The sequence below is a fragment of the Xanthobacter dioxanivorans genome (assembly GCF_016807805.1).
Classification (GTDB): domain Bacteria; phylum Pseudomonadota; class Alphaproteobacteria; order Rhizobiales; family Xanthobacteraceae; genus Xanthobacter; species Xanthobacter dioxanivorans.
Map to the genome: position 1 here is coordinate 530,837 of NZ_CP063362.1, position 23,698 is coordinate 554,534.

Consider the following 23,698-nt stretch of genomic DNA (forward strand, 5'->3'; position numbering starts at 1 on the left):
CGGCGCAAGATCGGTCAAGAACGCGGCAAGCCGGGAAAAGACCGCGGGGCTGCCGGCATGGCTTGATCGGCGCATGAAGCACGTTGAAGGCTCACTGGCGACTGCCACAGCACCGCCCGTCGCAATCGACATCATCGATCGCCCTTCCCGTTCTCCGCTGGTATTGCAAGAGCACCGCTGGCGTCGGCGACCGACCCATCCCGATGGCACCACGTCCGCCCGCGACATCACGCTGTCGCGCTGGGTGGGGAAAGCGCCGCTGGAAGTTGCTGCCGGGGAGGTCGAAGCCTGTCACGTCGTCTCGATAGCGTTGCGGTCGACAGCAGCGACGTTCCATTGGGGCCTACGCCGTGTGGTCGATGGCCTGCTCCCGGCCTCCACCCTGCTTGTGACGGGGCCGCGCGAGCATGGATGCCGAGCTTCCTACCGCGAAGCATCCGATGTTCTCCGGGTGTATCTGCCGCCGGCATTGATTAGCGAATGTTGGGACAGCCTGTTCCCGAGACATAGGGAGGACGATGCGCCGCTTTGCACGGCGTCCATCATCAATGACGTCTCATTGTTACGCTTGATGCTTTCGTTGGTGGATATCGACAGGCGGGACGACCAGCTGGCTCCCGTCATCGCCGAAAGCGTCGGCATCGCCCTGGTGACGCGATTGGTCTCGCTCTGCGGCACGCTCGGCGGACCGGAGGCCCCTCGCAGGGCGCTCGCCGCCTGGCGGCTGGAGCGGGTAAAGGACTATATCGAGGCGCATCTCGACCGGGTTCTGACGCTCGACGAGATGGCCCGCGCCGCCGAGCTCAGCCGCATCCGCTTCGGCGCCCAGTTTCGCGAGGCCACGGGGGTGACGCCCTACGCTTATGTGCTGCACAGGCGGATCGCCTATGCGCAGACGATGCTTCGCGACAGCGACCGATCCCTGGCGGAAATCGCCCTGCTCGCCGGTTTCAGCAGCCAGGCGCATTTCACCACGCTGTTTGGGCGGCTCATCGGCTTGTCTCCCGGAAGATGGCGCCGCCAATCGAGGGAATGACGTGCCCAGCCGCCGGAAGCAGCGGTCTCGAAGGCGGTCTCGGCGAGAACGGTCACGCCGCCCATCGGGTGATGCGCGGGATGGGTGAACGCGGCGACATTGTCCGCACCATGCAGAAGCCACACCTACCGGCGCGGCGCTCGCTCAGGAGAGAGCGAAGCCTTTCCAAGCTGCCGCCGATGGCGAAAGCGTCGCGGGCACCCTCACCGGGACAGTGCAGCTATCGAGCGGCAAGTTCGCCGTCGTCGAAAAGTCCCGCGAGTTCACGCTCGTCCCGTGGCGGCCGGTTATTAATCGTCAGCTTGGACGTAAGGTCAGCGGCGTTGGCAGACTGGATCGGTTTCTTGGCAGTCAGGGCGGCAGAGTGGGCTCGGATTGCAATGGAGGTAACGGCCGGCATCATAACATTGGGTTTGACGACCGGGCTTCATTGATAAGCCAGTTCGCGAACACCTGTATTGGAGCGTCACTCAATCGGATCGGCTCCGGCAGGACGAGGCAGAAGGTCTTGGAGATCGACTCACCGTCAGGCCAAGGCGCGGCCAAGCGACCTTCTGCTAACTCGGTTTCGATATACAGGCGCGGCACCAACGCAACGCCGAGGCCAGCCAACGCGGCTTCGATCTGCATGGCATGGAGATCGTAACGGGCACCAACCGCAGGATTGGTCAGCATGATCCCGGTTTCCTGCGCATAGCGTTGCCAGGCGTCCGGGTTCTGACGTCGATGAAGGAGCGGCAGTACATCCAAGGATACCGTTCCTTCACCTTTACCGAGAAGCGCCGGATGGCAAACCGGGACCAGCGTCTCGTGCAACAGCCGGTGCGTTCTCATTCCCGTCCATGCGGGATGCTCGAAATGGATCGCAGCATCGAAACCGCTTCCGGCAAGCACAAACGGCTCCATCCGCTCAGTAAGATGCACGATGATGTTCGGGTGTTTCTCCCGGAACCGTGCCAGGCGAGGAATGAGCCAGCGCACCGCGAAGGTCGGGATCGTGGCGACGTCGATACTTGCGCCATCGCTGGGTTGCCCCATCAGATATTGGCTGTCGCGCTCCAGCCGGTCCAGGGACTCGCGAACCTGAACGGCATAACGCTCTCCATTCGGCAAAAGCCGAACACGATTGCCGACCCGCTCGAACAGCGTAACGCCAAGGAACGCTTCCAGCCGGCCGATCTGGCGGCTGATCGCCCCTTCGGTCAGGGCCAGTTCGTCGGCAGCGCGAGCAAAGCTTCCATGACGCGCCGACGCTTCGAACGCCATGAGTGCGGAATTGCTGGGAATTTTGCGGCGCATGACGGCTCCTGACAGGATGGGTCGGCATTCGATCCGCCGTCACCTTGATATTTGGTCACTGAAGCATGATCCGCTGTCGTTATATAGGCGATAACTGGAGGCCTATCATGATAAAATATCAACGATAGACAAGGCCGCAAGCCCCCCGCTTGCGGTCGAAGGTGATGCGATGATCTATACGGTGGAATGCAGCTTTGCCGATCCGGGCAGCGAAGCGGAATGGAACGACTTTTACAGCCTGGACAAGCTGCCAGCGCTCATTTCGGTGAGCGGCTTCCACACTTCGCAGCGTTTCAAGGCGCTGAGCGGTGGCTGCCCGGTCTATCTCGCCCTTCATTCGATAGACGGCCTCGATATTCTGACGGGCGAGGAATACCGCCTGAAGGGCGGCGGCAATTTCGCACGCTGGCAGCAGCACATCACCGACTGGCACCGGAACCTCTATGACGGTGTCGACCGAGCGCCGGCCATTGGTGAGGGCGAATATCTGGTGTTGAGTGCGGAAGGCCCCGAGCCTCTGATCCGGCTGGGCCTCACCCCATATGCGCTGCATGCGGTCGCTATGGAGAAATTTCCGGAATATCGCTGGCTCGCCACGGTAGAGCGCAGCAAGACGCCTGACATCGAGCATCTACCGGAAGGTGTCCATGTCTATGCACCGATGACGGCGCAATTGACGAGTGACGGTGACGCTGCTGCTGGGAAGGCACGGTAGATCCCGATGCCGAATGTCACGATCTTCATTCCCGCAGACAGGATGCCGCCGGATGAAGCCCTCGCAGACCTCACGGAGCAATGCACCGAACTCTGCACGGGCATTCTTCGAGCCGCATTGGAGAATGTGCATATCGTCTATGTTGCTGTCCGGCACGGCCGGGGGCACCCGGCCTTCGCGGAAATTCAATATCGCCTTGAACCATTTCGGACGCCGCCGGTCATGGAACGGTTCATGGAAGGGCTGGACGACACCATAAAGAGCAATATCGGCCTCACCGCGCGCATCCGCTGCTTTGGCCATGCAGCGTCGAGCATTCACGCGCGGAATTGAGCTGATGCCAGGAGAAAAACGATGTCTATCCTTACATTTCCCACCCAAAAGATCGGCGATTTAACAATCACCGCCGTCAGCGATGGCTATCTCCACGCCAGTTTCGATTTCCTCGCGAATATCGACCCGGCCGACGCCTCTCGCATGCAGGAAAATGCGGGGATAAAGGATCACACCTCAATCCATATCAACTGCTACCTTGTGCGCGGAGGCGGTCGCAGGGTCCTGATCGACACAGGAGCAGGTGGTTTCAAGCAGTGGGGCGGTCGATTGAAAACCAATCTGCTGCTTGCTGGCATCCAGCCTTTCGAGATCGACGCGATCCTGTTGACCCATGCCCATCCAGATCATGTCGGGGGGCTGATGGACGCTTCAGGAGCGGCCGTCTTCCCGAACGCCGAGCTTGTCGCTCACCATCGGGAAGTCGCGTTCTGGCAGGATGACGGCAATCTGAGCCGCGCGCCCGAGCGCGCCCGTGGCAACTTCCTTGTGGCGCGGCAGGCGTTCGACGGCTATCGCGACAGGCTGCGCACTTTTGAGGGCGGCAAGGTGCTGCCCGGCATCACAGCGATGCCGCTGCCGGGACATACCGCCGGACACACCGGCTACCGGCTCGAATCCGGCGGCCAGAATCTGCTGGTCTGGGGCGACATCGTTCATTTCCCCCAGATTCAGGTTCCACGCCCGGAGGTGTCGATCGCGTTCGATCAGGATGCATATCTCGCCGCCGAGACACGAAAAAGGCTCCTGGATCTTGCCAGTTCGGAACGACTTCTGATCGCAGGGATGCATCTTGGTGAACTCGGTTTCGCTCAAGTCGAACGAAGAGGAGCAAGCTACCGCGTTGCTTACGAAATGGCCGCGCCGGATTGACGTTGCCTATTCCCTGCTCGACAAGGTCGCCTTTCTCGTCGATCGCGACTGAGCCTTGGGCAAGGTGCCGGACAGGATTAGCGCCAAAAACGTGTGGATGGTCGAAAACAAGGCGCGCCTGCTGCCACTGCGCGGTGTGTTTTGGTTATCGAAGCAACTGTTTGACGACCAACTTAAGCAGGTTACGGCGGCTGATGCTCGTGAACTGCACGTGTTCCGCAATGCACTTGGGCACACCTATCTGCGTGCGAGCGAAGGCTGGGCCAAGCCATTTATGCTCAATGGAAAGAATAACAATGGGTTCGGCATCGCGATCGATAGCGATGAACTCGAAGCCAAGGCGATCCACGTCATGCACTATGCTACGCGATAATTTGACGACGGATCATACCCGATAGAGCTTATCATTATATTTTTCGCTGTAGTAATATTAAATGGGTGAGCCGAGCGGTCTCCTAGAGTGCGAGGAGTGCGAGGAGCTATAATGGCTAGCGCTGTCGTCGTTCGGGCGCTGATGATTTGCTGCAGCACGTCGGCACGAGCGTGAACCGATCGGCCAGCGACGTGGCACCAGCCGAGTCCGGCGCGCGTCAAAAAGATGAGCGACCTCTTTCGCGGCGGTCACTGCACATGCTGGCGCCTGCCCTTAGAAGAGGCTGGCGCAAATCGCGAGCATCTCACTTGCCAGTGCCGCCTTTCGGCGGGCAGTATGGCGAACCACCATTGTAGGTGACGCCTCTCGTTCACCCCTTCCAAAAATCGATTCCATTTGCGTTGGAGTGGATCAAATGCATATGAAGATTCATGGTTAATATCAGAAGTATAGAAATTTTCTACTGGGCGGCGAAGCTTAGTAGCTTTTCGCGTGCAGCGGATAAGCTGAACACCACGCAACCGACCGTGTCGCAGCGTATTTCTGCGCTTGAGGCGCAGTACGGACGGCAATTCATCAATCGCGCCACCAAGCCGATCTCGCTGACCCTCGACGGTCAGGCGCTTCTCCAGCACGCGGAACTGATCCTCCGGCAGGTCGCCAACCTCGACCGGGATTTCGATGCTTCCCATCGAACCCGGCAGACGATCCGACTTGGGGTATCGGAAACCATTGTCCAGACGTGGCTCTCGCGCTTTCTGGAGGCCTCCCATCAGCGCTATCCCAATATTGACTTCGAGATTTCGGTGGACATCACCTCGTCCATGATGGCGGCGCTGCAGGATGGCGAGCTGGACATGGCCTTCATGCTGGGCCCGGCCACGATCGACGGAATGGCCTGCCATCACCTGATCAACTATCCGCTCCGTTTCTACGCGGCGCCCGGCCTTATACCGAACAATACGCTGACGGTCGATCAGCTACGCCGCTTCCCGGTCCTCACCTACCCCCGCAATGCCTATCCCTACACACATCTGCGGGATCTGTTATTCAAGATCACGGAACAGCGCCCCCGTATCTTCACCAATGCCTCGCTCTCGACCATCGAGCGCATGGCCATCGACCGCATCGGAATCGCCCTTGTGGCTCAAGGGGCTTTCTCGCCATCGCTGGAGCGCAAGGCGCTGGTAGCGCAGGACAGCGACATCGAGCTGCCTCCGCTGCGCTTCTTCGCCTTTTACCTGCTGGGGGTTGGCGCAGAGGTGCTGGAGGATCTCTCTGCCATCGCCGTAAAGGTTGCCGGAAACGCGGCAGTATCCATTTTTTGAATGCGCAAGCATACATTTATATAATTTTACTCGAACTTCACACCGTCGTCACATGTCCGCATCCCGCGATGTGGAGATGACGATGAGTGCCTATTTCGAGCCAGATGCGAGCCTGATCGCTGCGGCGCGCGAGCGGATTGCCCCCTACGCGGTGCACACGCCTCTGGTGGAGTCGCCGGCCCTGAACCGTCTTCTCGGAGCGAGGATCCTCATTAAGCCGGAAACGCTGCAGAGAGCCGGCTCCTTCAAGTTTCGCGGCGCCCTCAACCGTGTGCTCCAGCTCAGCAAAGAGCAGCGCGCGGGCGGCGTAGTGGCGTGGTCGTCGGGTAACCACGGCTTGGCCCTGTCCTACGTGGCCAAGGAATTGGGCATCAAGGCGACCATCCTGATGCCGCAGGAAGCGCCCAAGGCTAAGATCGAGGGCGTGCGCGCCAATGGCGCCACGGTTCGTCTCTACGACAAGACAAAGGAGATCCGCGAAGAGATCGGCGCCAGGATCGCTGCCGAGACCGGAGCGGTGATCGTTCCTCCCTATGACGACCCCTATGTTATGACCGGGCAGGCGACGCTGGGCGCCGAATTCGCCGAACAGGCCGCACGCGCGGACATGCCTCTCGACGTGGCCCTGTTCGCCTGCTCGGGTGGGGGCTCGTCTCAGGCGCCGCCTGCGGTGTTCACAGCGTCTCGCCGGACACGCGGATCTTCAGCGTCGAACCCGAGGGTTTCGACGGTATGGCCCGCTCCCTCGCGGCGGCTGAGCGGGTCCGTGCACCCGCTGACGGAGCCTCCATTTGCGATGCTCTTCTGGTTCCCGTGCCGGGCGAACTGACTTTCCCCGTGTGCCAGCGCCATCTGGCCGGCGGTCTGTCTGTTTCCGATAAGGAGGTGAAAGCAGCACTGCGCTTCGCTTTCACCGACCTGAAGCTGGTGGTGGAGCCTGGCGGCGCCGCTCCTCTGGCAGCGCTACTCGCAGGCAAGCTCGATATGAAGGGCAAGACGGTCGGCATTGTCCTGAGCGGCGCCAACACGGACCCCGACAAGTTCGCCACGTACATCACCGACGTGGCTTGAGGCATATGGCAATGCTTGATTACGAAAGTGGCAAAGGCCGACTGGTTGCTCAGGTCATCGAGGATTTCATGACCGTGGACCTCACCGGCGTCGGGCTGATAGCCGGACTGTACCAGGCCCTTCAGGAGCGTCAGCCAGGGCCGGCCTGCATGCGGGCGGCGGAGCTGATCTGCGCGCGGGTGCGCGCCCAGGGCGGACCCGTCGTCATCGCCACCGGATTTCCCGAAGGAGCCGGCGTGCCCGAAACCGATGGGCCGGTCGGCGCCGCCCTTCTGGCACGCGCTCTGTTCCTGGGTCTCGGCATCGAGACTGTCATTCTGACCGATGAGAATTGGGTCGGCATGATGGAGGGAACCTGCCGCGGTGCCGGCCTCGCCCCACTGCCCTTTCCTGACGATGGGGTCATCCATCCGCTGGCCTTCATCCGTCCCGTCTACATCCGCGGCACGCCCAAGGACGAGGCCGGCTGCAAGGCCGTCACGGACGCCCTGCTCGACGTGACAAAGCCCTCTCTGGTCATCGCGATCGAGCGGCCGGGCGCCAATGACAACGGGCTGTATCACGGGCTCGGCGGGCGCCCCCTCGATGGCATGGTGGCGGATTACGACCAGTTCTTCCGGCGTGCCAAGGCCGAGGGCGTGCCCTTCGTTGCCATTGGCGACGGCGGCAACGAACTGGGCATGGGCGTGGTCGCCGAGAAGCTCAAGACTTTCTCCCCCAAGGCGAAGGATTGTGGCACGCCCGGCCGGGGTGGCGTCGCCGCGGCAACGGCGGCCGATCTCCTCATCGTCTCCAACGTCTCCAATTGGGGCGCCACCGGCCTGATCGCGGCCCTCTCGGCCTATCTCGGCAAACCCTCCGTCTTTCATGACGGTGCCCTGGAACGGCGCTGTATCGAGCAGTGCGTGTCCTTCGGCGGCGTGGACGGCATGTTCATGGGACCGGAGCCTGCGGTAGACGGCATCTCCGCCGCCGAATGGGAAGGACTCGTCACCACCCTGCGCAACACGCTGGAACGCCTCGCCGGCCGGGTCGTCGGCTGGAAGGGCGACGGCGGGGACTGGAGGCAACTGAAATGACGGAGACGCTCGTGGGAAACGTGGGCCGAAGGATGGCGGAACTCGGCTACACATTGCCCCCCGTGAATCCACCCCAGGGCAACTATCTGCCCTATCAACGCAGCGGCAATCTGGTCTTCGTGGCGGGACAAGGTCCACGCCTCATGGGGCAGTTGGTCTATCAGGGGGTCCTCGGCGGAGATCTCGGGCTCGATGAAGGACGCAAGGCAGCACAGCTTTGTGCTCTCAACATTCTCGCACAGCTTCGGCATGCCTGCGGCGGAGACCTTGATCGTGTCGTCCGCATGATCCGGGTCGCGGGACTGGTCCGCTGCGTGGCGGATTTTGGCGATCAGGCCAAGGTGCTGAACGCGGCATCGGACCTCCTTTGCGAGGTGCTGGGGGCCGCTGGCCCCCATGCGCGGATCGCTTCCGGCACCCACTCCCTGCCCTCGGGGATGGCGGTGGAGATCGAGGCAATCGCTGAGATCGCGTGACTGGCCCGGCTCTCGCCAGCGCCCAGCCCGGGGCGGCTCTGACCCGACCCGGGCCTAAAAAAGAAACTGAAACCTGACAGAGGAGTCCTTTGATGAAACGTTTGCTTTCCGGCGTGCTCGCACACTCGGTTCTGCTCGCCTCGCTGCTTTCTACGCCCGTCGTGGCGCAGGAGTTGAAACCCGATCACTTCAAAGTTGTCGGCATAGCCTCGACCATTCCGGTGGCGATCTATGATGAAAAGCCTTTCTGGACCACGACGCTGCCTGCGGACTCCAAAGGCAAGCTGACCGCAGACCTCACGCCCATCGAGCAGATGGGGCTCGACGACCAGTCCTTGTTGCGACTGATGAAACTGGGCGTGATGGATTTCGCCGGCATGGACATCACCAAGATGGCCGGCGACGATCCGCGTTTCGAGGCGTGTGACCTGGCCGGCGCACTCCCCGATATGAAGAAGGCACGTGCGGCCTGCTCCGCCTATCGCGACGTGCTCGACCGCCGGATGGAGGCCAGCTGGAACACCAAACTCCTGGCCATCGGCGCCAGCACGCCCCAGGTCCTCTGGTGCCGCGACGAGGTTAAGTCGATCGAAGACCTGAAGGGCAAGAAGATCCGCGTTTTCAACAATACGCTGCGCGATTTCGTGACCGGCCTTGGCGCGACGTCGGTATCCATTGCCTTCTCGGAAGTGGTGCCCGCGCTGAGCAATGGCGTGGTCGATTGCGCGGTAACGGGCTCGCTGTCCGGCAACACCGCCGGCTGGCCGGAAGTGACCAAGTCCGTCTTCATGCTGCCGTTGGGCTGGAGCTTCAACGTGGTGACGGTCAACAAGAAGCGCTGGGACGCGCTGCCGCCCGAGACCAAGGCGTTCCTGACCAAGGAATTCGCGGCATACGAAGACAAGATGTGGGAGACGCTCGCCCAGAGCATTGATCAGGCCGCCATCTGCAGCACCGGAAAGCCGGGATGCAAGCTCGGCAAGCCGACCAAGGTCACGCTGGTTGAACCCTCCGAGGCGGACATGAAGCGGGCCAGCGAGATCGTGGCGAAGACCGTGCTGCCCGGTTGGGCCAAGCGGTGCGGCGCGGCCTGTGTCGCGGAATGGAACGACCGGATCGGGACTATAGCCGGCGTGAAGATGTCCGCGAACTAACCTTCTGCCCCATGCTCGGCTTCGGCGGGCATGGGGCAGATCGTATGCGGTTCTTATGTTTCCTTCTGCGGAATTCCTGCCGTCTTGCACGGCGAAGGAGGGCTTGCAATGTTGCGCCTGCTTGACTTAACCCGCGCCGTCGCAAGGAGCGGCCTGTGGCTCGGCGGCTGTGTCATCGCCGCGACCGCGCTGCTTGTTTCCTGCGATATCCTGCTGCGTGCGCTCTTCAACCATGCCATCGACGGGACGGACGAGTTGGCCCGCTTCGCCCTCGCGGTCTCTACGACATGGGCGCTGGCCGGTGCGCTGCTCGATCGGGCCCATATCAGGGTCGACACCGCCTATGGCTATTTTCCGGGCGCCGTGCGCCTTCTGCTCGATCTGACGGCGCTATCGGCCTTCTTCCTCGTCTTCGCCCTGATCTTCTATTACGGCCTCGAAATGGTTGCGCAGTCGTGGTTCAGCGAGGCGCGTTCGACATCCGCTCTTCAGGTTCCCATGGTCATTCCCCAGACCATCTGGCTGGTGGGCCTCGCCATGTTCCTCGCCACGGACATCGTGCTGATGATTGCGGCCCTCAGCCTAATCGCCAGCGGCCGAAGCGCCGAGGCGGCCCCCCTCATCAGCATGAAGAGCGCGGACGAGGAAGTCCATGAGGAACTGGAGGGCGCAACGCCCCAGCTGAGGACCGGCGCATGATCTTCGCTTCTCTCTTGAGCCTTCTCAGCCTGCTCTTCATGGGCATCCCCGTCGCGGCGACCCTGGCGATCACGGGACTGATCCTGTCCGGTCTTTATTCGCCGCTTCCGCTGCATTTTGCTATCGCCGAAATCTCCTGGACCGTCACCAATAACTTCCTGCTTATCGCCATCCCTTTGTTCGTGATGCTGGGAGAACTGCTGCTGCGCTCGGGCCTCGCCTCGCGCATGTATTCAGCGCTGGTCTTGTGGATGCCCTGGCTGCCAGGCGGCCTGATGCACTCGAATATCGCAGCCTGCGCCATGTTCGCGGCCACCTCGGGCTCCAGCGTTGCCACCGCCGCGACCATCGGGACCGTGGCGCTCCAGGAAGTGAAGAGGAATTCCTATAACGAGCGTCTCTTCCTCGGAACCATTGCCGCAGGCGGCACGCTTGGCATCCTCATCCCGCCTTCGGTCAACCTGATCCTCTTCGGTGTGCTGACGGAGACATCGATCCCTCGGCTTTACCTTGCCGGAATCCTGCCTGGTTTCCTGCTGGCGGGCTTCTTCTCCCTCCTGGTCGTCGTTCTCTGCCTGTGGCGTCCCGAATGGGGCGGAACGCAGACCCGCGCCAGTTGGAGCGATCGCCTGCACGCGCTGCCCGACCTTCTCCCGCCCTTGGTTATCTTTCTGGCGGTCATCGGCTCGATCTATATGGGTTGGGCAACCGCGACCGAAGCAGCGGCCCTCGGCGTAGTCACCACGGCCTTAATCGCCGCTCTTTACGGTTGCCTCTCCCTCCGCGTCATCCTGTCGGCGTTCGAGGGCACCATGCGCACGTCCGCCATGATCATGGCGGTGATGATCGGAGCCTATTTCCTGAACCTCGTGTTCGGCGCCACTGGCCTGCCGGCGGCGGTCAGCACCTGGATCACGGGAATGGCGCTCACGCCGTTCGAGTTGTTCTGCCTCGTGGTCGCCTTCTATTTCGTGCTCGGCATGTTCATGGAGACGCTGTCCATGATGGTCGCGACGGTTCCCATCGTGGCGCCGATCCTCGCCGCTGCCGGGTTCGATCCGGTCTGGACAGGTATCATCATCGTGCTGTTGATGGAGATCGCCCTCATCACGCCCCCCGTCGGGCTCAATCTCTTTGTGGTTCAGAGCTTGCGGAAACGCGGGCCTATGGCCGACGTGATCTTGGGCACGGCGCCGTTCGTTCTGGTGATGATCGGCTTCGTCTTCCTGCTCTACGCATGGCCTGATCTGGCCTTGTGGCTGCCTCGGAGCATGCGTTAGCCGGCCTGTGCGTTTCCGCCCGCGCCAATGGGGCGGGCGGCGGCCCAGGCCGGGCGTATTGCGCAAGACCTTCGAACTCGCGGATGGTTTTATCCGTTTGGAGAAGGCGGCGAACGATGCGAGGCGCGCTTCGCGACTGAGAATGGCGCGCATCACAAAGGGGGCGGCCCGTCGTCACAAGCGCAGCGAACACGTCGCCACGCCGGCAAGCGCGCTGGATCGCATCATTTCGCTTCAGCTCACCTTGCTGACAGCCGGGATGACCCACGAGCCGTCGAGGATCGACGGGTTATTCTCGTCCGGCCAATACAGGCGCATCATCAGGTTGAAGCGGTCCTTCGGCGCGGGAAGCCAATTGGCTTCCTTCCCCGCGCCGGGGCTCTCGTTCTGTATGTAGATGATCAGCGAGCCATCCGGCTCGTACACCGGATTGGTGCGCACGCTCATCGAGTAACGGTTGATGGGGTTGGCGACGAAGAACATGTTCGCGTCATACATGGTCAGCGACCAGAAGCCCTTCACCGGCGGCAGCTGGCCGGCCGCAAAGCGCAGCTGGTACTTGTTCGCGCCGCTATATTCGTCGCCGGCCTTGTTCTTGAGCGAGGTCGGGTAGACCGCGTCCTGCGGGCGATTGGCGCCGAGGCCGATGGCGGTGATGAGCGCGCGCTGGAGATAATCGGTGCCGTAGAGGCCGGTCTTGATGGTGTAGCCCCAGCCATTCACGTCCTTCACATCGCCGTCGCTGAACTTGAAGTGCAGCATGATGCGATCGAAGGAGAGCTGCGGCAGGCGCTTCTCCCAGCGGGCGTTGATCGCCTTGGCATTAAATCTCTGACCCGGCACGAGGCCGATGTCCTTGAAGCGCTCCAGCGCCGGCTCATCCTTGGCCGCCGCCGGATTGGTCTTCATCAGCTCGGCGAGCAGCGTGAAATACTCGGTCGCGGTAAGCGCATTCACCTGATCACGCACCGAGGTCTTCATGTCGATGGCGGGATCGACCTTGCCGGCCGGCGGGGTGTAGTCTTTGCCGAGCGCACTCAGCGGGAACAGCTTGAACTGGTCCTGCAGCGCATGGACGGCAGCATAATCCTCCGGCGTGCCGGAGCAATATATGCGCCCGAGCATCCACACCATGCTGGTCGGCGACTTCAGCCGCACCATGCCGTCCGGCACCTTGCCGGACCAGCCGGGGCCGGTGACGAGGAAGGTCTGCGCACCGGTGCCGGTGGTGCGGGAGCCGGGCACCTGGAACACATTGGTCCAGCCGTCGAGGAACGGCAGCAGGAAATAGCGGCCCTTCATGTCCGGGATGCTGATCACCCAGGGCTCGGCCCCGACATCGAAGAAAGCGGTGGTGTAGAGCGTGTCGGCATTCGGCGCCGTCACATCGCGGAACGCCGCGTCGGGATAGGAACGCGCCTTGATGATGGTACCCATCGGGGCGCGCATGCCCTCCGGCGCTGCGACATTGGTCATGACGCGGCGGGTATATTCCATCGTCACCAGCGGATAGCCGTAGACATAGGCGTCCGAGGCGGCCTTGAAATCCTCGGTGCCCTCGACGAGGTCGAACAGCGGTCCGTCCCAGGCCAGAGCGCCCTGATGGGTGGCGGCGAGCGCGAAGGCGGTTCCGCCCAGCAGCAGGGTGCGGCGCGAGAGTATCATCACATGCTTCCTCAATGTCATGGCGGGAACGTCGCGAGGCTCATTCAGCGACAGAGACGGTCATCATTATCCACCGGGCATTCGGTCACGTGAATCGGGAGCCGCACGACGGTAGGGCGGGCGTAAGGAAACGTCTACTCCTCGTGGCGCCGCCAGGCCGCGCGCGGAGGCCATCAAGAGCTTGTGTCAAGATCAGCTGCATATTTCCGTTTGATGACATGCAGTCGTGAAGCAATGTTTCCCTTTATTCAGGGGATTCGGGTCGCGACCGCCTTGTCGAGGGGGTAAGCCATAGCTTAGGTAAATTGCTGCCGCTTGCTTTAAGAGGACAGGGGCGACCGAATTTGAACAATGTTCCGTCCCAGCGCGTCGGGCCGCTCGCGGCCTTGCCGGACCTGCTCAACAAACAGGGTGTCAGCCTTGATGAGGCCTTTGCGGGCTCGGGCATCGAACCCTCGCAGCTCGTGCCGGATCCGAGATTTCCCTATCCCGCCCTCTCCGCCCTCGTCGAGCGGTCGGCCATCTGGCGCGCTGCCCGCATCTCGGGCTCCTCGTCGGCGCGCGCAACGATCACCGCGCTCTCGGCCCGATCGGCGAGATGATGGCCAGTGCGCCGACGCTTGGCGACGCGTTTCGCGACTATGTCGGTCTTCAGATCAGCTATTCGCGCGGTGCAATGGTCTATCTGCAGAATATCGGCGACGACACTCTTCTCGGCTACGGGCTGTACGCCTTCCCCGGAGCTGGCCGCCAGATCAATGATCTGGTCTTGGCCATCGGATGCAACATGGTCCGCTCGCTCACCGGCGGCCGCGCGGACCCGCTGTCCACGCCGGCGAGCGTGGGCCAGCCTATCAATATTGCGCCCTATCGCAGCGCCCTGAAGACCACCACCCTGTTTGATCAGGAGCATACCGCCGTGGAGGTCTCGGCGCGCGACATGGCGCTGCCGCTCCCCGGCCCGATCCGGCGAGACGGCTGCAACTTCGCACCGGCATCCAGAAGACGCTGTGGGGCGACCTCGAGGACAACCGGTATCGTTGGCGCTTTCCAATTCAGTATGATGCCGCCTGCCAGTTTGTTCACCGCACGCCGCAAGTGACCCGTCAGCAACGCTCGACAATGACGGCAATGCCTTGCCCCCCACCGATGCACAAGGTGACGAGCCCATAACGCCCGGCCGTGCGATGCAGCTCGTAGATGGCCTTGATGGCGAGAACCGCGCCGGTCGCGCCCACCGGATGGCCGAGCGCGATCGCCCCGCCATTGGGGTTCACCTTGGCCGGGTCGAGGCCAAGCGCCTTGGACACCGCGCAGGCCTGCGCCGCAAAGGCCTCGTTGGACTCGACCACGTCCAGCTCCTCGACCTTCAGCCCCGCTTTCTCCAGCGCGATCCGGACCGCAGGCACCGGGCCCATCCCCATCTCCGACGGGTCGACGCCCGAGAAGCCATAGGAGACGAGACGCGCCAGCGGCTCAAGACCCCGCGCGCGGGCCACATCCGCATCCGCCAGCACCACGGCGGCTGCTCCGTCATTGATGCCGGAGGCGTTGCCCGCGGTGACGGTCCCGCCCTTCCTGAACGCTGGCCTCAGCTTCGCCATGTCGTCGAGGCTTGCGTCGGCCCGGAAGTGCTCGTCGGTGTCGAACAAGACCGTTCCCTTGCGGGTTACGACCCCGAACGGCGCGATCTGCTTAGCGAAGTGGCCGGCCGCCACCGCCGCCGCGGCCCGCCGGTGGCTCTCGACCGCGGCTTCGTCCTGCTGGGCGCGGCTGATGCCGTAACGCTCCGAGACGTTCTCGGCGGTCACCCCCATGTGGCCGTGGCCGAATGGATCGTTGAGCACGCCGAGCATCATGTCCACCGCCTCGGCGCCACCCATCCGCTGCCCCCAGCGCGCCGCCGGCAGGAGATAGCCGCCGCGGCTCATGCTCTCGGCGCCGCCTGCAAGGGCGATTGAGGCATCCCCGAGGCGGATGATCTGGGCCGCGCTGACGATGGCCTGCAGGCCGGAGCCGCACAGGCGATTGACCGTCAGGGCCGGCGCGTCCTTCGGCACGCCAGCTTCCATGGCGATCACGCGGGACAGATACATGTCCCGCGGCTCGGTATGAATGACGTTGCCGAACACCGCATGGCCCACCTCCTCGGGAGCGATGCCGGCGCGGGAAATGGCCGCCTTGGCGGCATGGGCGCCGAGCGTCGTGGGCGGAACGTCCTTCAGCGTTCCCCCGAAGCTTCCGATGGGTGTGCGGGCCCCGGAGAGAAACACGATCTGGCTCATGGGATATCTCGGCTGAGGAGAGGGGACGGTCTTAAGTGTCAGGAGGATGCCGCTGCGCTGGCCGAACCGCTCCGCCCGCCCTTTGTTGCAAAGAACGCGGCAATGGCGGCGTGTACCGGAGGCTGGCGACCGAGCTCGCCCTGGAGATCCCGCTCGAGATCGAGCTGGGCGGAAAGAACGCTGTCGGAGGCATGGCGAATGAGGCGCTTGGTGGCGGCGACCGCGCCCGGATCGAGGGTGGCGAGGCGGGTGGCGATCATCTCCGCTTCCTGGGCCAGCGCTGCGTCGTCATGCACCTGCCACACGAGCCCAAAGCTCAACGCCTCCTCCGCTGATATCTTCTCGCCGAGCAGCATCATGCCTGCGGCGCGAACCCGCCCGGACAGGTGGGTCAGGAAGGCCGAGTTGCCCGCGTCCGGCACCAGCGCAAGGCCGGCGAAAGGCTGGTAAAAATAGGCCGACCGCCCGGCAACCACGATGTCGGTGGCCAATGCGATGCCGACAGCCGCTCCCGCGCACGGGCCGTTCACCATCGCCACGATGGGCAGGCGTGAATCGCGCATCTGGCGGACGAGCGGGTTGAAGTGATCCTCGAGCACGGCGTCGAGCGCAGGGAGGGTGTCAGGCGCGATGGAGGAGAGGTCGTAGCCGGCGCCGAAGGCGCGGCCTTCGCCCGTCAGCACCGCGCAGCGCACGTCCGGATCCGCTTCGGCGCGGGCGAACGCCGCTTTCAGCTCGTCCGCCGTCTGGTCGCGATAGGCGTTGAGGCGCCCTGGCCGGGCGACCGTCAGGCGCGCCACCGCGCCGGTCTTCTCGTAGGTCACGTCCTCGTAGTCGCTCATGCGGGCTCCCTCCGATTGCCTCCCGCGAGCCGCCATGCGATCTGCGGCAGACGGTCCGCGCCGAAAAATCCCTCGCCGTCCACCACGAAATAGGGCGATCCGCACACGCCGGCGGCCACGGCTTCATCCACTGCGGCCGCGAGGCGCCGCTTGGTCCCTGGATCGGCCAATGTCGCGCGCGCGGATGCCTCGGTCATCCCAAAGGCCGCGGCGGTTTCGAGCACCACCGCCGCCTCCGCCAGCGACCGGCCTTCGACGAGATGCGCATGCAGGAGCGCGTGCGCGATGTGCGGCGCGATTTCCGGGCGTGTCTCCGTCAGGGCATAGAACAGACGTCCTGCAAGATGAGTCGAAACGCCCAATCGTTCCGGCAAGGCGAAGGGGACCCCGTGGAATGCGGCCGATCGCACCATGTCGGCGACCAGATAGCCGCGCCGGGCCGGTGCATCCAGGGGAGCCGGGATCCCCTGGGCCTTGAGCACGGCCCACAGCAGGACCGGTCGCCACGCGATGCTGCGCCGATGCTCCCGCGCCAGCCCTTCGATGCCGTTCAGCGCGAACCACGCATAGGGCGAGGCGAAATCGAAATAGAAGCGGATCGGCGCCGCCATGGTCAGAAGCGGAACACGCCGTAGCCGGGCTCGCCGAGCGGTGCGTTGAGCGAGGCGGAGATGGCGATGCCCAGCGCGTTGCGCGTGTCCGCAGGATCGATCATGCCGTCGTCCCAGAGCTCGGAGGTGGAGTAGTAGGCCGAGAGCTGGTCCTGATAGGCGGCTCGGGTATCCTCCCACACCCGCTCCAGCACCTCGGCATCCACCTCGCCGCCGTTGCGGCGCATCTGGTTGGCCTTCACCTCGGCGAGGGTATTGGCGGCCTGGTCGCCGCCCATGACGCCGATCTGGTGGTTCGGCCAGGTGAGAAGCAGGCGGCTGTCGAACGCCCGCCCGCACATGCCGTAGTTCCCGGCGCCGAACGAGCCGTTGCACATCACGGTGAATTTTGGCACCCGCGAGCAGCTCTGCGCCATGATCATCTTGGCGCCGTCCTTGGTGATGCCGCGCCGCTCGTATTCGCGGCCGATCATGTAGCCCGTGATGTTCTGGAGGAAGACGAGCGGCGTATTGTTCTGGTTGCACAATTCGATGAAATGGGCACCCTTCAGCGAGGAATCGTTGAACAGCACGCCGTTGTTGGCAAGGATGCCCACCTTGAAGCCCCAGATGTTGGCGAAGCCGCAAATGAGGGTCGTGCCGTAGGCGGGCTGGTACTCGTGGAAGCGGCTGCCGTCGACGATGCGGGCGATGATCTCGCGCATGTCGAACTGCTTCTTGATGTCGTCGGGAACGATCCCGTAGATCTCCTGGGGATCGTAGAGCGGCGGCTCCGGCGTCTCCTGCTGGCAGTTCCACCTCGTCGGACGGTCCCACTGGGCGACGATCTCCCGGCCGATATGGATCGCTTCGTCCTCGCTCGTCGCGGGGTAGTCGCAGGTGCCGCTGACACTGGTATGCATGTCGGCGCCACCAAGCTCCTCGACGCTCACCTCCTCGCCGGTGGCGGCACGCACCAGCGGCGGACCACCCAGGAAGACGGCGCCGGTGCTGCGCACGATGACGCTGTAGTCCGACAGCGCGGGAATATAGGCGCCTCCGGCCGTGCAATGGCCGAACACGAGGGCGAGCTGCTTCACGCCGAGCCGCGAGAGGTGGGACTGGTTCCGGAAGATGCGTCCCGCCATGTGCTTGTCGGGGAACACCTGCGACTGGAGCTGGAGGAAGCCGCCCGCGGAATCGCACAGGTGAACCACCGGCAGGCGGTTCTCCATGGCGATCTCCAGGGCCCGGACGATCTTCTTGGCCGTGAGCGGATACCAGGCGCCGCCCTTCACGGTGGAATCGTCAGAGCGGATCATCACCTCGCGGCCGGAGACGACGCCGATGCCGGTGACGGAGCTGGCGGAAGGAGAATCCCCCTCATAGGCCATGTTGGCGGCAAGCGAGGACAATTCGAGAAACGGCGTCCCCGGATCGAGCAGCTTCTCGATGCGCTCGCGTGGGCGCATCTTGCCTTGGCGGGCGAGGCGCTCCAGATCCCGCTGCGGCCGGGCGTGACGCGCGGCGTCCTGCCGCTCGCGAAAGCGGGCGACCAGGTCCCGGTTATGGGCGGCGTTGCGCCGGAAGTCGGCGCCCGCGGTGTCGATCATCGAGCGGATGACACGCATGACCTATTGATCTCCTTCTGCCGGCGCCAGGCGCGCGACCACTTCGTCCTTCTCGAAGGTGTCGCCATCGCCCTTCAGCACGGCGACGAGTTCGCCGTCGCGGGGCGCCACCAGCGTCGTTTGCAGCTTCATGCTCTCGATGGTGAGGACGGCCTCTCCCCGGATCACCGGGTCGCCCGCCGCCTTGTGGACGTGGACGACAGCGCCGGGCATGGGCGCGAGGATCTCGTCCCGGCCGCTGCCCGGGCCCGCGCCCTCGTCGAAGGGATCGACCACGTCCACCGCGACAGTGCGCCCGTCGATGCGCACCAGCGTGGTACCGGTGCTCGCGATGCGCTCGAACGGGAGGCGCGCGCCGTCGAAGGTGATGGCGCCGGATCCGTCGCCGGCCGGGCCGAGATCGGCGATGGTGTGGAGGCGGCCGTCGATGCGCACCGTGAGGTGCGGCCGGCGGGCGACGATCTCCACCTCGTGGACACCGTCCTCCAGCTTCAGCTTCAATGTCATGACCTCAATTCCTCCAGGCGCCGATGCTCGCGTGCGGTTCAGGCACGTCGGTCACAAGGGTCTGGAAAATCCGCTGGCCGAGGGCCGCGACGATCAGGGCGCGATCCCGGGCGGCGGCATCGAGCGGGCGGGGGGCGAGACTGTCGGCGTGCTCGGAGACGAAGGCGGTGTGCAGGTCGCCGGCCCGGAACGCCGGGTGATCCAGCACCCGCGCGAGATAGTCCACATTGGTCTCGACGCCGAGGATCGCCAGCTCGCCCAGCGCCGAGAGGGTGCGGTCGATAGCGTCGCCGCGATCGGCGCCCGCGACCACCAGCTTGGCCAGCATGGGATCGAAGTCGGCTGTGATCTTCTGGCCTTGCCTTAACGCGTTCTCGAAGCGGATGGCAGCCCCCTGCGGGACACCGAGATGGCGCACGGCGCCGGTCGCCGGCAGGAAGCCGCGATCAGGCGCCTCGGCGCAGATGCGGCATTCGACAGCATGGCCGTGCGCGACGATCTCCTGTTGCGGCGCCGGCAGGCCCTGCCCCGCCGCGATCTCCAGTTGCGCCCGCACGAGGTCGATGCCCGTGATCATCTCGGTCACCGGATGCTCGACCTGGAGGCGCGTGTTCATCTCCAGGAAGAAGAAGCGGCCATCGGCACCGAGGATGAACTCGACCGTTCCCGCATTCTTGTAGCGCGCGGCGGAGGCGAGCCGCACCGCGGCGGCGCAGATCTCGTCGCGCAGGGCGACCGGAAGGCGCGCGGCCGGGGCCTCCTCGATGATCTTCTGAAAGCGGCGCTGCACCGAGCATTCCCGCTCAAAGAGATGGATGGCGCCGCCCGTCCCGTCGCCGAGCACCTGCACCTCGATATGGCGGGGGCGCTCCACATAGACTTCGGCATAGACGCGACCGTCGCCGAAATAGCGCTGGGCCTCGCTGGAAGCGATGCGGGCGGCCTCGCGCAGGGCGCCCGCATCGGGCACGATGCTCATGCCCTTGCCGCCGCCGCCGGCCGCCGCCTTGATGAGGAGGGGAAAGCCGATGCGCTCGGCCTCGGCCGCAAAGGCGTCGAGGTCTCCCGTCGGCATGACGGACGGGGCCACCGGCACGCCGTGGGCCTCCGCGAACTGCCGCGCGGAAATCTTGTCACCCATGAGGGCGATGGTGTCCGCGTCTGGGCCGATGAAGGTGAGGCCGGCCTCCGCCACCTGCCGCGCGAAGCCGGCGTTTTCCGAGAGGAAGCCATAGCCGGGGTGGATCGCGTCCGCGCCGCAGGCGACGGCCGAGGCGACGATCTGCGCCCCGTCGAGATGGGCGGCGACCGCGCTGTCCCCCACGAGCTCGACGGACTCGTCCGCGCCCGCCACGTGGGGAGCGTCGGCGTCTACGCGGTGGAACACGGCGACGGTGCCGATGCCCATCTGGCGCAGGGTGCGCTGGATGCGCACGGCGATCTCGCCGCGATTGGCGATGAGCACGCGCCGGAACGGCACCGGCGCACGGGTGCGTGGTTCGGACGGGACGTCCAGGGCGGCGTCGAGGCGAAATGCGTCGCGTGGCGGGGCAGAATGGCTCATGCGGCGGCTCCGGAGGCTGTGTCGACGCCCCATTCGGCCAAGGGACCGCCCGGCGCGATCCAGGCAGTGGGGACGGCCACGGGCATGTCGAGAAGGATCTGGGCAAGAGCCTTGCCTTGCGGGTCGTAACGGAGCGATGCGATGCCGCCGCCCCCGAGGCCCTGGTGGAGCAGGATGTTGAAGCCGTCCAGGCCGGGCCACTCGAAGATCTCAATGGCGCCCACCGCGACATGGGACAGGTAAGCCCCGACCGCTTCCAGCGAAAGGCAGCGCCGCAGGATCGGGATGAACGCTGTCTGGCGCGCCAGCACGGCGATGTTCGCGATGTCCCCCTTGTCGCCGGAGCGCCCATGGGCAAGGGCAATCAGCGGAACCTCGACGAGAGGCCCGGCCAGGGCGAAGGCCTCGACCGGAGGCGCGGCGGGGACGGCAGGCACCGGTGACGGCGGGATGGGAATCCCCACTGCGTGCCGTGCCCCGTCCGCTTCGACGCTGACGGGAACGGCGGCCTTGTCCACCAGGAAGGAGAACAGCCGTACCACCGGCTGCGGCTCCGGGCGCCCGCCGGCGAAGCCGGTGATGCCCTGCGCCATGGCGGTCGCGGCCGGGTAGATCTCGCGGGTGAAGATCGCCAGCGCCTCGCGCCGGGGATGGCGTACCGCGATCTTGAGCATCACTTCCCGCGCCGCGCGGGCGCGACTGTGGGCGCCATAGTTCCACTCGCCGCCCAGGACTTCGAGGGAGGTCTCGGTGAAGGCGTCGTGGCCGGCCTCGCGCATCAGGCGGCTGGCACGGGCGAGGATCGCGCCGCCCACCGCCTCCGCCTTGGCCACGGCCTCGCGCCCCGCGATCATCATGGTCGCGGTGGCCCGGAAGCCGTCCTGGTAGGTAGCGCTCACCTTGTAGCTCGGCGTGGCGGGCCGGCCACGCGCGCCGCTCACCCGCACCCGGTCGGGACCTGCCTGCTCCAGCCGGATGGCGGACCAGTCGCACGTGACGTCGGGCAGGATGTAGGCCGTGGGATCGCCCACCTCGTAGACCACCTGCTCGGCCACGGTGCGCACATCCACCAGTCCACCCGTCCCGGCCGGCTTGGTGATGGTGAAGGTGCCGTCCGCGTGGCATTCGGCGATCGGGAAGCCCATCCGGTCCCAGCCAACCACGTCGCGCCAGTCGGTGAAGACGCCTCCGGTGACCTGGGCCCCGCATTCGAGCACATGCCCGGCGAGGCTGCCGGCGGAGAGCAGGTCGAGATCGTCCGCCCCCCAGCCGAATTCGTGCATCAGCGGGCCGAGCACCAAGGCAGAATCCACGCAGCGGCCGGTGAGCACCACGTCCGCGCCGGCCCTGAGCGCGGCCGCGATGGGCAGCGCCCCGAGATAGGCGTTCACGCTCTCCAGCCGCTCCGGCAGGGGGGCGCCGGAGAACATCTCGGTGATGCCTTTCGCATGCAGGCCCGCGATCTGCGGCGTGAGGTCGTCGCCATCCACCACGGCCACCTTCAGGTCCACGCCCTCGGCCGCGAAGGCCTGCTCCAGGGCGGCCCGGCAGGCGGGGAGATTGACGCCGCCTGCATTGGTGACGACGCGGATCGACCTGTCCTTGATCTCCCGCGCGAGCGGACGCATCACCGAGGTCACGAAGTCCGTGGCGTAGCCGAGCTCCGGCTTTTTCGACTTCATCCGGGCGAGGATCGACATGGTGATCTCGGCCAGATAGTCGAGCACCAGATAGTCGATGTCGCCGGAGCGCACGAGCTGCACGGGCCCTTCCGGCGTATCGCCCCAGAAGCCGGCGCCGCAGCCGATTCTGACGATTTTTTCCATGGCGCTCACTCCCCGGTCCAGCGGGGCGCGCGCTTCTCGGAGAAGGCGGCGAAGCCCTCGCGCGCATCCTGCGTCCGGGCCATGTTGGCGAGCATGAACTGCGCGTATTCGAGCGCGTTGTCCATGCTCATGCCACGGATCTTGCCGAGCCCCTGCTTGCCGAGGCGGATGCCTGTCGGCGACTTGTCCACGATGCGGGAGACGAGCCAGTCGGTCTTGGCGTCGAGCGCGTCGGCGGGCACCGCGTGGTTCACGATGCGATCGGCAACGGCATCCATCGCCGTGATGGGCTCGCCGGTGAGGCACATGTCCATCAGCACGCGATAGGGCACGACCCTGAGCAACATGGGCAGGATCATCATGGGGAAGAGGCCGACCTTCACCTCGGTGACCCCGAGCAGCGCATCCTCCCGCGCCACCACGAGATCGCAGCCGCAGGCGAGGCCGAAGCCGCCGGCCAGCGCGTGGCCGTTCACCCGCGCGATCAGGGGGAGCCGGCAGGCGTCCATGCGGCGGATGAGCCCCGCCACGTAGTGGCGCGGGTCCGCAGCGTCGATGGTGAACGGCGTGCCCTCGGCGTTGGGCTGGAGGTCGCCGCCTGCGCAGAAGGCCTTGTCGCCAGCGCCGGTGAGCACCACCGCGCGCACGCTGCGGTCCGCCTCCGCCGCGTCGAGCCCGGCGCAGATGCCGGCGGCCACGTCCGCATTGAGCGCGTTGCGTCGGGTCTCGCGGTCGATGACGAGCGTCACCACCGCGCCCGAGCGCTCGCTTCGCACCGGTTCCGTCACGCGTCTCCCCCTGTGTGGTTCTTGTTGGTCATTGCCGTCGTTGTGAATAAATGATTTCAATTCACCAACCCTGTCAACTCCGTTCTGCAGCACGGGCGGATGAAGCTGGTTCAGGATTGGTAAACAAAGGAAAAATTGGCATATAATGGTTGATATGAGCGAGGCTCATCGCCGCGCTTGACGCTGGAGGGCGCCTCTGCCAATTTTATGAAAATCACTCAGTAATCGGCGGGGAAGCCGGGAAACGGGCGCGACGGCATCGATCCGAAGCGCAGGGAGGACAT

At 64.7% G+C, this 23,698-nt stretch carries 23 protein-coding genes and 2 pseudogenes; 15 read left to right on the forward strand and 10 right to left on the reverse strand.

The genetic code is table 11. From position 1 onward, the window contains the following. Positions 1–73 precede the first annotated feature (73 nt). Both EZH22_RS02540 and EZH22_RS02545 read left to right on the forward strand, forming a co-directional pair. Positions 74–1,036, forward strand: a complete 963-nt coding sequence (locus EZH22_RS02540; RefSeq protein WP_203194234.1) for an AraC family transcriptional regulator — start codon at positions 74–76, stop codon at positions 1,034–1,036. 151 nt (positions 1,037–1,187) lie between these two features. Beyond that, positions 1,188–1,426: pseudogene (locus tag EZH22_RS02545) on the forward strand (DUF3363 domain-containing protein); the annotation flags it as partial. A 9-nt stretch (positions 1,427–1,435) separates the two neighbouring features. On the opposite strand, the gene EZH22_RS02550 reads toward EZH22_RS02545, so the two are convergent. Next, the gene (locus tag EZH22_RS02550; RefSeq protein ID WP_203194235.1) at positions 1,436–2,335 is read right to left on the reverse strand and encodes a LysR substrate-binding domain-containing protein; all 900 of its coding nucleotides are present in this window, start codon (positions 2,333–2,335) and stop codon (positions 1,436–1,438) included. Positions 2,336–2,504: 169 nt separating this feature from the next. Here EZH22_RS02550 and EZH22_RS02555 point away from each other — a divergent pair, with 169 nt between their 5' ends. The 11 genes and pseudogenes from EZH22_RS02555 (at position 2,505) to EZH22_RS02605 (ending at position 11,716) form a co-directional block, all read left to right on the forward strand. After that, a complete protein-coding gene (locus tag EZH22_RS02555; protein ID WP_203194236.1) occupies positions 2,505–3,050 on the forward strand; it encodes a sugar ABC transporter in 546 nt (181 codons plus the stop codon). Positions 3,051–3,056: 6 nt separating this feature from the next. Beyond that, the gene (locus EZH22_RS02560; protein ID WP_203194237.1) at positions 3,057–3,383 is read left to right on the forward strand and encodes a hypothetical protein; all 327 of its coding nucleotides are present in this window, start codon (positions 3,057–3,059) and stop codon (positions 3,381–3,383) included. Between the two features lie 21 nt (positions 3,384–3,404). Beyond that, entirely contained in the window at positions 3,405–4,256 is an 852-nt protein-coding gene (locus EZH22_RS02565; RefSeq protein WP_203194238.1) for an MBL fold metallo-hydrolase, read from the forward strand. Positions 4,257–4,353: 97 nt separating this feature from the next. Continuing rightward, positions 4,354–4,629, forward strand: a complete 276-nt coding sequence (locus tag EZH22_RS02570; RefSeq protein ID WP_231711269.1) for an LA2681 family HEPN domain-containing protein — start codon at positions 4,354–4,356, stop codon at positions 4,627–4,629. Between the two features lie 431 nt (positions 4,630–5,060). Next, positions 5,061–5,957 (forward strand): LysR family transcriptional regulator, encoded by an 897-nt coding sequence (locus EZH22_RS02575; RefSeq protein WP_203194240.1) that lies wholly within the window; start codon positions 5,061–5,063, stop codon positions 5,955–5,957. A gap of 82 nt (positions 5,958–6,039) precedes the next feature. After that, positions 6,040–7,028, forward strand: a pseudogene (locus tag EZH22_RS02580) (threonine/serine dehydratase). 11 nt (positions 7,029–7,039) lie between these two features. Continuing rightward, on the forward strand, positions 7,040–8,107 hold the full coding sequence (locus EZH22_RS02585) for a glutamate cyclase domain-containing protein (protein WP_203194241.1): 1,068 nt from the start codon (positions 7,040–7,042) through the stop codon (positions 8,105–8,107). Beyond that, on the forward strand, positions 8,104–8,583 hold the full coding sequence (locus tag EZH22_RS02590; protein ID WP_231711270.1) for a RidA family protein: 480 nt from the start codon (positions 8,104–8,106) through the stop codon (positions 8,581–8,583). The genes EZH22_RS02585 and EZH22_RS02590 overlap by 4 nt, the downstream gene beginning before the upstream one ends. 92 nt (positions 8,584–8,675) lie before the next feature. After that, positions 8,676–9,737, forward strand: a complete 1,062-nt coding sequence (locus EZH22_RS02595) for a TRAP transporter substrate-binding protein (protein WP_203194242.1) — start codon at positions 8,676–8,678, stop codon at positions 9,735–9,737. Between the two features lie 108 nt (positions 9,738–9,845). After that, on the forward strand, positions 9,846–10,436 hold the full coding sequence (locus EZH22_RS02600; protein WP_203194243.1) for a TRAP transporter small permease subunit: 591 nt from the start codon (positions 9,846–9,848) through the stop codon (positions 10,434–10,436). Next, positions 10,433–11,716 carry a TRAP transporter large permease gene (locus EZH22_RS02605; protein ID WP_203194244.1) on the forward strand — a complete coding sequence of 428 codons (1,284 nt, stop codon included), beginning with the start codon at positions 10,433–10,435 and terminating at the stop codon, positions 11,714–11,716. The genes EZH22_RS02600 and EZH22_RS02605 overlap by 4 nt, the downstream gene beginning before the upstream one ends. A 234-nt stretch (positions 11,717–11,950) precedes the next feature. On the opposite strand, the gene EZH22_RS02610 is transcribed toward EZH22_RS02605, so the two are convergent. Continuing rightward, entirely contained in the window at positions 11,951–13,381 is a 1,431-nt protein-coding gene (locus EZH22_RS02610) for a DUF1254 domain-containing protein (protein ID WP_203194245.1), read from the reverse strand. A 344-nt stretch (positions 13,382–13,725) separates the two neighbouring features. On the opposite strand from EZH22_RS02610, the gene EZH22_RS31595 reads away from it, so the two are divergent. Next, positions 13,726–13,983: a hypothetical protein gene (locus tag EZH22_RS31595; protein ID WP_231711271.1), complete on the forward strand. Its 258-nt coding sequence runs from the start codon at positions 13,726–13,728 to the stop codon at positions 13,981–13,983. Further along, positions 13,905–14,483: an AraC family transcriptional regulator ligand-binding domain-containing protein gene (locus EZH22_RS02615; protein ID WP_231711606.1), complete on the forward strand. Its 579-nt coding sequence runs from the start codon at positions 13,905–13,907 to the stop codon at positions 14,481–14,483. The genes EZH22_RS31595 and EZH22_RS02615 overlap by 79 nt, the downstream gene beginning before the upstream one ends. Before the next feature lie 4 nt (positions 14,484–14,487). On the opposite strand, the gene bktB is transcribed toward EZH22_RS02615, so the two are convergent. The 8 genes from bktB to EZH22_RS02655 are packed head-to-tail and all read right to left on the reverse strand — an operon-like array spanning position 14,488 to position 23,414. Next, positions 14,488–15,666, reverse strand: coding sequence for a beta-ketothiolase BktB (gene bktB / locus EZH22_RS02620; protein WP_203194246.1), 1,179 nt, complete (start codon positions 15,664–15,666; stop codon positions 14,488–14,490). A 38-nt stretch (positions 15,667–15,704) separates the two neighbouring features. Further along, positions 15,705–16,508, reverse strand: coding sequence for an enoyl-CoA hydratase-related protein (locus EZH22_RS02625; protein WP_203194247.1), 804 nt, complete (start codon positions 16,506–16,508; stop codon positions 15,705–15,707). Next, entirely contained in the window at positions 16,505–17,119 is a 615-nt protein-coding gene (locus EZH22_RS02630) for a 2-hydroxychromene-2-carboxylate isomerase (RefSeq protein WP_203194248.1), read from the reverse strand. Before EZH22_RS02630 ends, EZH22_RS02625 begins: the two co-directional genes overlap by 4 nt. Before the next feature lie 2 nt (positions 17,120–17,121). Further along, positions 17,122–18,729: an acyl-CoA carboxylase subunit beta gene (locus EZH22_RS02635; protein WP_203194249.1), complete on the reverse strand. Its 1,608-nt coding sequence runs from the start codon at positions 18,727–18,729 to the stop codon at positions 17,122–17,124. Positions 18,730–18,732: 3 nt separating this feature from the next. Continuing rightward, positions 18,733–19,236, reverse strand: a complete 504-nt coding sequence (locus EZH22_RS02640; RefSeq protein ID WP_203194250.1) for an acetyl-CoA carboxylase biotin carboxyl carrier protein subunit — start codon at positions 19,234–19,236, stop codon at positions 18,733–18,735. A 4-nt stretch (positions 19,237–19,240) separates the two neighbouring features. Next, positions 19,241–20,800 carry an acetyl-CoA carboxylase biotin carboxylase subunit gene (locus EZH22_RS02645; protein WP_203194251.1) on the reverse strand — a complete coding sequence of 520 codons (1,560 nt, stop codon included), beginning with the start codon at positions 20,798–20,800 and terminating at the stop codon, positions 19,241–19,243. After that, positions 20,797–22,626, reverse strand: coding sequence for an acyclic terpene utilization AtuA family protein (locus EZH22_RS02650; protein WP_203194252.1), 1,830 nt, complete (start codon positions 22,624–22,626; stop codon positions 20,797–20,799). The genes EZH22_RS02645 and EZH22_RS02650 overlap by 4 nt, the downstream gene beginning before the upstream one ends. Before the next feature lie 5 nt (positions 22,627–22,631). Next, positions 22,632–23,414: an enoyl-CoA hydratase-related protein gene (locus tag EZH22_RS02655; protein WP_203194253.1), complete on the reverse strand. Its 783-nt coding sequence runs from the start codon at positions 23,412–23,414 to the stop codon at positions 22,632–22,634. Positions 23,415–23,698: the final 284 nt, after the last annotated feature.

What these genes read in the sequence shown, in the direction of transcription:
- EZH22_RS02595 (WP_203194242.1), top strand. Translation starts at nt 8,676, where the DNA reads ATGAAACGTTTGCTTTCCGGCGTGCTCGCACACTCGGTTCTGCTCGCC.
- EZH22_RS02610 (WP_203194245.1), bottom strand. Translation starts at nt 13,381, where the DNA reads ATGATACTCTCGCGCCGCACCCTGCTGCTGGGCGGAACCGCCTTCGCG.
- EZH22_RS02605 (WP_203194244.1), top strand. Translation starts at nt 10,433, where the DNA reads ATGATCTTCGCTTCTCTCTTGAGCCTTCTCAGCCTGCTCTTCATGGGC.
- EZH22_RS02635 (WP_203194249.1), bottom strand. Translation starts at nt 18,729, where the DNA reads ATGCGTGTCATCCGCTCGATGATCGACACCGCGGGCGCCGACTTCCGG.
- EZH22_RS02570 (WP_231711269.1), top strand. Translation starts at nt 4,354, where the DNA reads ATGGTCGAAAACAAGGCGCGCCTGCTGCCACTGCGCGGTGTGTTTTGG.
- EZH22_RS02575 (WP_203194240.1), top strand. Translation starts at nt 5,061, where the DNA reads ATGGTTAATATCAGAAGTATAGAAATTTTCTACTGGGCGGCGAAGCTT.
- EZH22_RS02625 (WP_203194247.1), bottom strand. Translation starts at nt 16,508, where the DNA reads ATGAGCGACTACGAGGACGTGACCTACGAGAAGACCGGCGCGGTGGCG.
- EZH22_RS02555 (WP_203194236.1), top strand. Translation starts at nt 2,505, where the DNA reads ATGATCTATACGGTGGAATGCAGCTTTGCCGATCCGGGCAGCGAAGCG.
- EZH22_RS02565 (WP_203194238.1), top strand. Translation starts at nt 3,405, where the DNA reads ATGTCTATCCTTACATTTCCCACCCAAAAGATCGGCGATTTAACAATC.
- bktB (WP_203194246.1), bottom strand. Translation starts at nt 15,666, where the DNA reads ATGAGCCAGATCGTGTTTCTCTCCGGGGCCCGCACACCCATCGGAAGC.
- EZH22_RS02650 (WP_203194252.1), bottom strand. Translation starts at nt 22,626, where the DNA reads ATGGAAAAAATCGTCAGAATCGGCTGCGGCGCCGGCTTCTGGGGCGAT.
- EZH22_RS02550 (WP_203194235.1), bottom strand. Translation starts at nt 2,335, where the DNA reads ATGCGCCGCAAAATTCCCAGCAATTCCGCACTCATGGCGTTCGAAGCG.
- EZH22_RS02640 (WP_203194250.1), bottom strand. Translation starts at nt 19,236, where the DNA reads ATGACATTGAAGCTGAAGCTGGAGGACGGTGTCCACGAGGTGGAGATC.
- EZH22_RS02540 (WP_203194234.1), top strand. Translation starts at nt 74, where the DNA reads ATGAAGCACGTTGAAGGCTCACTGGCGACTGCCACAGCACCGCCCGTC.
- EZH22_RS02590 (WP_231711270.1), top strand. Translation starts at nt 8,104, where the DNA reads ATGACGGAGACGCTCGTGGGAAACGTGGGCCGAAGGATGGCGGAACTC.
- EZH22_RS02645 (WP_203194251.1), bottom strand. Translation starts at nt 20,800, where the DNA reads ATGAGCCATTCTGCCCCGCCACGCGACGCATTTCGCCTCGACGCCGCC.
- EZH22_RS02560 (WP_203194237.1), top strand. Translation starts at nt 3,057, where the DNA reads ATGCCGAATGTCACGATCTTCATTCCCGCAGACAGGATGCCGCCGGAT.
- EZH22_RS02585 (WP_203194241.1), top strand. Translation starts at nt 7,040, where the DNA reads ATGCTTGATTACGAAAGTGGCAAAGGCCGACTGGTTGCTCAGGTCATC.
- EZH22_RS02600 (WP_203194243.1), top strand. Translation starts at nt 9,846, where the DNA reads ATGTTGCGCCTGCTTGACTTAACCCGCGCCGTCGCAAGGAGCGGCCTG.
- EZH22_RS02630 (WP_203194248.1), bottom strand. Translation starts at nt 17,119, where the DNA reads ATGGCGGCGCCGATCCGCTTCTATTTCGATTTCGCCTCGCCCTATGCG.